Genomic DNA, 6,389 nt, shown 5'->3' with positions numbered 1-6,389 from the left:
CGCCGACGACGGCCAAACCGGTCCCGAAGCCGCCGAGGGTGTTGCCGTAGGCGGCGTCACCCAGCAGCACGATCCGGCCGCGGGAGTAGCGGTCGATCGTGACCCGGCTGAGCGAGTCCAGGTAGAACTCGCGGGCCTGCGGGATCCGGGCCATCAGCTCCGGCACCCGCCAGCCGGCGCCCCGGTAGGCGTCCACCAGCAGCTGACGCTGCTGGCCGGTGTCGGTGCGGTCGTAGTCCAGCTCGGGGGAAGCGAACACGAAGAACGCCGACGCCTTCGGACCGCCGACCGCGGCCATCCGCCCCGGCTCGTTGTACATCTCCGCGGCGCCGCCGCCGAGGTCCTCGCCGAGTTCGGCCAGCGCGTAGTGGTGGCCGAGGTACCGCACGTAGTCGCGTTCCGGGCCGAACGCCAGCCGGCGGACGTTCGAATGGATGCCGTCGGCGCCGACGACGAGGTCGAACCGGCGCGGCTGCGCGTGGGCGAAGGTGACGTCGACGCCGTCCGAGGTCTCGGCCAGGGACGTGATGGTGTCGCCGAAGAGGTATTCGCAGTCCGCGTGCGCGTACAGGATTTCCGACAGCTCACCGCGGCGGATTTCAATGTCGCCGCCGGTGAACTCACCGGGAATCACCGCCCGCGGGCGCCCGGCCGCGTCGACGATCGTCTGGTCCTGCCCGCCCGTCTGCCGGCGCCGGACCTCGCCGAGGATGCCCATCCGGTCCAGGACGGTCCGGTGCGTGTCGCCCTTGAAGTCGACGGCCTGGCCGCCGGGCCGCAGCGCCGGAGCGCGTTCGACGACGGTGACGGTGCAGCCGTAGCGGGTCAGCAGGCAGGCGAGAGCGGGGCCGGCGATGCTCGCGCCGGAGATCAGGACGGTCAGGTTCTTCATGCCGCCGAGCTTCGCCAGGGCCGCTTACCGGTCCCTGGCGAAGCGCTGACGGCGGCCTACTGGACGGCGCCGTTGTCCGTCAGCAGCGTCTGGTACCAGCTGTCGTACGGGTGGTTGGTCGCCGGGTAGCTCGCCAGGGGAGCGGTGGCCTGGCTCGCCGAGTCGAAGTCCCAGCCGCGGACCAGCCTGCCCGCCTGCCGGGCCGAGGTGATGAACGCCGATTCCGTCGCGGGCGCGCCGTAGAACAGCGCACCCTGCTGGAGCTCAGCGCTGTCGCCCTTCTGGAACTCGTCGAAGGCGACCTGCCGGTAACGGATCCGGTCGCCGGCCACCCGGTCGGTGTCGGCGCGCAGCGTCTGCGCCGAGGTCGGGCCGTCCGCGCCGGTCCACACCGACACCGTGCGGCCGGCGCTGCTCGACGTCGCCTTGGCGAACCGCGCGTCCGAGGTCTTGGCGTTGCCGGTCCACGCCACCGTGGTGCCCGCCAGGACCCCGTCCCAGGCCCAGTTCTGGCTGTTGTTCTGGCTCTTGTGGATCTCCCGCAGGTGTGTCGCGTCGGTGAAGGCGACGGTCGGCAGGACACCGTTGTCGTACTGGTGGCTCGCCTGCCAGGTGATCTCGCCGTCCGCGCCGAGCTTGCCGACGTGGTACCAGAGCGTGGTCGCGCCCTGCGACTGGTGGACCTCGACGAGGTCGCCGTTGTCGGCGAGCGCGACGGCCGGCGTCTGCCCGCTGTCGTACTTGCCGTGCCGCAGCCAGGTGACCCGCCCGTCGGCGCCGTAGGTCCCGGTCCAGTACCAGAGCGCGCCGGCCCCGGAGTCGTGCACCTCGACGACCTGGCCGCGGCCGTTGAGCGCGACGGCCGGGTGGTAGCCGACGTCCCGCTTGTACTCGGTGCGGGACCCGCCGTCGCCGGACAGCAGGGGCAGCACGCGCCCGCGCAGCGCGTCGACGTCCGGCTGCGCCGCCGGGTAGTCGCGCGCCCGCAGCAGCCGCGGGCCGAACACCGACTCGAGCTCCTGGTTGAGCGCGGTCAGGTTGCCCGCCGCGAACGAGGGGTTGTCGGTCAGGTCGTCCTTGAGGTCGAGCATGACGACGATCGGGGCGGCGGCCGGGTGCTGCGCCGACCACGTGTTCACCACGGCGAGCCAGTCGCGCAGGTTGTTCGACGCCGGGTTGCCGCCGCCGTGGTCCACGAGATTGCCGGGCGAGTCGTGCCCGACGGCGTAGTCGTGCGCGGTGGCGTAGCCGTTGTCGTGCACGTCGAGTTCCAGGAACCGCACGCCGTGGTCGAGCTGGTAGGCGAGCGAGTTCTTGGCGCCGTCGACGTTTCCCGAGTAGCTGTTGTGGGTCGCGCGGAACACCGACGCGGTGAACGGCGGGCTCGCGGCGTGGGCCGTGGCGGGGGTCAGGACCGCGGCGGTCACCAGTGCGGAGACGGCCAGCGCGGGCAAGCGGGTCATCCTCGGATCCTCACTTCGGGGAACGGGCCTGCCCATCCTGGCCGTCCGGCGAGGTGTTGTCCTGAATTCCGCGAAAACGGTTGATCACGGTGTCGGGAGAATAGCCGGAAAATGCTCACGGAATCGCAGATCAAGTGTCTGCTTTGTCGGTTTTGTCGCACCGCTTGGCGATTTATGCCAAATTGCTGTGCGGATTCGCCGGCAAGACCCGCTTGGCCAAGGTGCTGCGGGCCGACGGTGGCGCGCACGCACTGGCGGAAGGCACGGCGGCCCGCGCCCACCGGGTCCAACCGGGTCCCGGCCATCTCACCCCCGGCGCGGAAGGGCGCCGCCTGGTGCTCTGCGTCGACGACGCGCACCTGCTCGAAGGGCCGCGTCGCCGAGCGGCTCGACGTCGGCGAGCTGACCGGCCGCAGACCGCCGCGCTGTCGGCGACCGACGGCGTGTGGCGGTGGAGCGGCGCCCTGAGCGCGCCCCCGCGGCTGGTCGAGTTGATCGAAACCCGCACCGACCGCGTCGACGCCGACGGGCGGCGCCTGCTGGAACTGCCGGCCTTCGGGGAGCAGCTGGGCTGCGAACCCCTGCTGCGGCTCGGCGCCGGGCACGTCGAGATGGTCTCGCACGGCGGCCATCCCGTCGGTGGTGCTGGTGCGGGCCGACGGCGGCGTGCTCGTCGGCGACGCGGAGAGCCGGCGCCGGGATCGACCGCGTCGGCCTGATCACCGAGCCCGAGGCCGCGGCGGCGCACTACGCCGACCAAGACCACCACCCCCGACGACCACGACGAGCCCGAAGACGAAGACGACGCCGTGACCGCGCCGGTAGCCTCGGCGGCATGGCTGCGGAACACGTGATCGTGACGTCCACGACGGACTCGGAAGCGGCGGCCCGCGAGCTCGCCACCCAGGCGGTGGCCGCCCGTCTCGGCGCCTGCGCCCAGATCGTCGGCCCGATCACCAGCGTCTACCGGTGGGACGGAGCTGTGCAGACCGGCCAGGAGTGGCGGGTGGAAATCAAGACCACCGCCGGCCGCGTTCCCGCGCTCACCGAACGCCTCCGGCAGCTGCACGGCTACGACCTCCCGGAGATCATCGCCACCCCGATCGCCGGCGGCAGCGCCGAATACCTGGCGTGGCTGAGCGAGGAGACCGCTGGCTAGATTCGGCGCATGGAGCACGAAGCACTCAGACCGCGGTTCGCGACGCTGACCACCGCCCACGTCGCCGACGCGTGCATCCGCGCCGGGCTCCCGGTGCGGTGCGCGCCCGCCCCCACGCGCGCGGTGGTGCCGGGCAGCCGCCTGTTCGGCCCGGCCGTTCCGGCCCGCCACGTCGGCAGCGTCGACGTTTTCCTCGAAGCGTTCGAGGACGCCCCCGAGGGCGGGGTGCTGGTGGTCGACAACGGCGGCCGATCGGACGAAAGCTGCGTCGGCGACCTCGTGGTCCTCGAGGCGCGCGCCGCCGGGCTCTCCGGTGTCGTGATCTGGGGCCTGCACCGCGACACCGCGGACATCCGCGCCATCGGGCTGCCGGTGTTCAGCCTCGGCTCGCTGCCGACCGGCCCGCTCGGCCTGGGGCCGCGCGTCGACGGCGGGCTGGCCGAAGCGGTCGTCGGGACGTGGCGGATCGGCCCGGCGGATCTCGTCCTGGGTGACGACGACGGCGTCCTGTTCGTCCCGCTCGCCCGCGCGGGTGAACTGTTCACCCTCGCCGAAGGGATCCGCGACACCGAACGCCGCCAGGCCGACCGGATCCGCGGCGGCGAACCGTTGCGGCAGCAGGTGCGGTTCGGTGAATTCCTTGCGGCGCGCGAAACGAATCCGTCGTTGACTTTCCGCGCGCATCTCCGGGCCGTGGGCGGCGCCATCGAAGAATGAGCCCGCACTGAACACGAAAGTGTGATCACCCGCCGAATCGGGTATTCCGGGCCTGCAGCGGGGCGCGGGAGGCGGAACCATGAACACGCTCATCGGCTTCGGCCGGGACATCGAGTACCACTTCGCCCGGGGGCTGCGTGCCTACCTCGGCCGGGTCGCCCGGGGGGTCGGCGTCGGCTTCGAGTCGTGCTCGCTCGACCTCGACGTCCCCGCCTCGGGGTACGTCGCCCTCGATCGCACGCTCCCGGACCTGCCGGGGCACGACCTCGCCCTGATCTGGGACGAGGTGCACGGCTGGTCGGCGGTCGTCGAGCCCGCGGGTGGCGGCGCGGCGAAGCTGCTCGCCTACCTCGGCGGCCCGGAGGTCCTGCCCCCGCCGCGCGCGGTCGCCCGGTTCCTCGAGGTGCTGCGGACCGCCGGGCCGCCCGCCGGCTCGTTCCGGCCGCCGGTGTTCCGGGCGGCGGGGCACCACGAGGACCTCGTCGACTGGCTGCCGGTCACCGGTCCCGAAGGACTGCTGCGGCCGAGCTCCCCGGCCTGGTGACCGGCGGCGGCCCCGCACCCGGGCGCCTAGGATGGGCGGTCACACCGCTTTCGGGGGTCCGGGTGGCGAAGCCCCCGGCCTCGGGGCGAAGCCCCGGTTGTCACAGCCACCGGAGTGAGGGAACACCGTGAGCAGCGCCGAGGAGCCCCGACCCGTCCGTGTCCTGCTCGTGGAGGACCACGACATGGTCGCCGAGGCACTGCAGCTGGCCCTCGACCGGGCCGAGGGGATCACCGTGGTCGGGCGGGCCCGGTCCCGGGCGGAGGCGGTGACCGACGTGGTCGGGCACGCCCCGGACGTCGTGGTGCTGGACCGGCGGCTCGCCGACGGGGACGCCCTCGGTGTGATCGCGCAGCTCGGCTCGGGCGGGGCGCGGGTGCTGGTGCTGACCGGCGACGCGACGCCCGCGGTCGCCGTGCAGGTCGCCAAGGCGGGCGGCGCGGGGCTGCTGCTGAAGTCCTCCCAGCTCGGCGTGCTCGAATCCGCCGTGCGGGACGTCGCCGCCGGCGGGGTCGTCTTCGACCCCGAGCTGCTGCCCGGTGTCTTCGACCGGCTCACCGGCCGCGGGCCGGGCGGGGGCGCGGCGCTGACCGCGCGGGAACGCGAGACCCTCGACCTGCTCGCCGAAGGCGCGACCACCGACGAGATCGGCCGGCGGCTGGGCGTCTCCCGCAACACCACGCGCAACCACGTCCAGCGGGTGCTGGAAAAGCTCGGTGCGCGGTCGAAGCTCGAAGCCGTCGCGGTGGCCCGCCGGGAGGGCCTCATCGACTGATGCAGCTGCACCAGTCGCGTGAGGGCTTTTGCATCTCGCGCCGCCCGGGCCGCTTCGAGCAGGCTTGCGGTGTGCCCACCCCTGCCCCGCTCACCGCGGAGTGCGCGCTGACCGACCTGGCCGCCGCGCGCCGGTTCACCCGTCTCACCCTGCTGGCCTGGGCCGGCGGGGTCGCGATCGAGGACGCGCTGCTGGTCGTCACCGAACTCGCGACGAACGCCCTGCGCCACGGGGCCGGCGACCCGGTCCTGCGGCTGAGCGTGGACGGCGCGGACGTCCGCGTCGAGGTGTTCGACGACAGCCCGGCGCCCCCGGTGCGGCGTCCCGCGGGGCTGGACGGTGGCTGGGGTCTCGCCCTCGTCGACCGCTTGTCCAGGGTGCGCGGGACCTCGCCCCACGGCCGCGGGAAGGTGGTCTGGTGCGTCCTGCCCGTCCCGTCCGCCGAGTTCGCGGGCTGACCACTGTCGTGCCGGGCGGACGCCGATCCGGCAGAGTTGCCGCATGGACGACGATCGGTTCCGGCTGCTGGTGCAGGGTGTGCTGGACTACGCGATCTTCATGCTGGACACCGGGGGCCGCATCGAGAGCTGGAACGCGGGTGCCGAGCGGATCAAGGGGTATGCGGCCGGGGAGATCATCGGGCGGCATTTTTCGGTGTTCTACCCGGCGGAGGACATCGCTGCCGGGAAGCCGGCCCGGGAGCTGGAGGTCGCCGTCGCGGAGGGGCGGCTGGAGGACGAGGGGTGGCGGCTGCGCAAGGACGGTACCCGGTTCTGGGCGAACGTGGTGATCACGGCGTTGTACGACGAGCAGGGCCGGTTGCACGGGTTCGGGAAGGT

Annotated in this window: 9 protein-coding genes; 7 read left to right on the top strand and 2 right to left on the bottom strand. The window is 73.0% G+C overall.

Annotation, left to right across the window (positions count from 1 at the left end; all coding sequences use genetic code 11):
• Nucleotides 1-892, bottom strand: an 892-nt coding sequence (locus tag CCN39_RS18960) for an FAD-dependent monooxygenase (RefSeq protein WP_086843783.1), incomplete at its 3' end; no start/stop codon positions are given.
• Nucleotides 893-948: 56 nt separating this feature from the next.
• On the bottom strand, nucleotides 949-2,355 hold the full coding sequence (locus tag CCN39_RS18955; protein WP_086843781.1) for a PI-PLC domain-containing protein: 1,407 nt from the start codon (nucleotides 2,353-2,355) through the stop codon (nucleotides 949-951).
• Between the two features lie 164 nt (nucleotides 2,356-2,519).
• Here CCN39_RS18955 and CCN39_RS51085 point away from each other — a divergent pair, with 164 nt between their 5' ends.
• The 7 genes from CCN39_RS51085 to CCN39_RS18920 all read left to right on the top strand — a co-directional run.
• Nucleotides 2,520-3,074 carry a hypothetical protein gene (locus tag CCN39_RS51085; RefSeq protein ID WP_208630268.1) on the top strand — a complete coding sequence of 185 codons (555 nt, stop codon included), beginning with the start codon at nucleotides 2,520-2,522 and terminating at the stop codon, nucleotides 3,072-3,074.
• 116 nt (nucleotides 3,075-3,190) lie between these two features.
• A complete protein-coding gene (gene cutA / locus CCN39_RS18945) occupies nucleotides 3,191-3,514 on the top strand; it encodes a divalent-cation tolerance protein CutA (RefSeq protein WP_086843779.1) in 324 nt (107 codons plus the stop codon).
• A 9-nt stretch (nucleotides 3,515-3,523) separates the two neighbouring features.
• Complete coding sequence (locus CCN39_RS18940) at nucleotides 3,524-4,231, top strand: RraA family protein (RefSeq protein WP_086843777.1); 708 nt, start codon at nucleotides 3,524-3,526, stop codon at nucleotides 4,229-4,231.
• 79 nt (nucleotides 4,232-4,310) lie between these two features.
• Nucleotides 4,311-4,775 (top strand): DUF6292 family protein, encoded by a 465-nt coding sequence (locus tag CCN39_RS18935; RefSeq protein WP_086843775.1) that lies wholly within the window; start codon nucleotides 4,311-4,313, stop codon nucleotides 4,773-4,775.
• A gap of 127 nt (nucleotides 4,776-4,902) precedes the next feature.
• Nucleotides 4,903-5,550, top strand: coding sequence for a response regulator transcription factor (locus tag CCN39_RS18930; protein WP_086843773.1), 648 nt, complete (start codon nucleotides 4,903-4,905; stop codon nucleotides 5,548-5,550).
• Nucleotides 5,551-5,621: 71 nt separating this feature from the next.
• The gene (locus CCN39_RS18925; protein ID WP_244210863.1) at nucleotides 5,622-6,008 is read left to right on the top strand and encodes an ATP-binding protein; all 387 of its coding nucleotides are present in this window, start codon (nucleotides 5,622-5,624) and stop codon (nucleotides 6,006-6,008) included.
• Between the two features lie 43 nt (nucleotides 6,009-6,051).
• Nucleotides 6,052-6,389 (top strand): PAS domain-containing protein (locus CCN39_RS18920; RefSeq protein WP_143264076.1); only part of this gene is annotated, 338 nt, incomplete at its 3' end.

Source organism: Amycolatopsis kentuckyensis (assembly GCF_002155975.1).
Taxonomy (GTDB): domain Bacteria; phylum Actinomycetota; class Actinomycetes; order Mycobacteriales; family Pseudonocardiaceae; genus Amycolatopsis; species Amycolatopsis kentuckyensis.
This window is presented reverse-complemented; position numbering and strand designations above follow the sequence as displayed.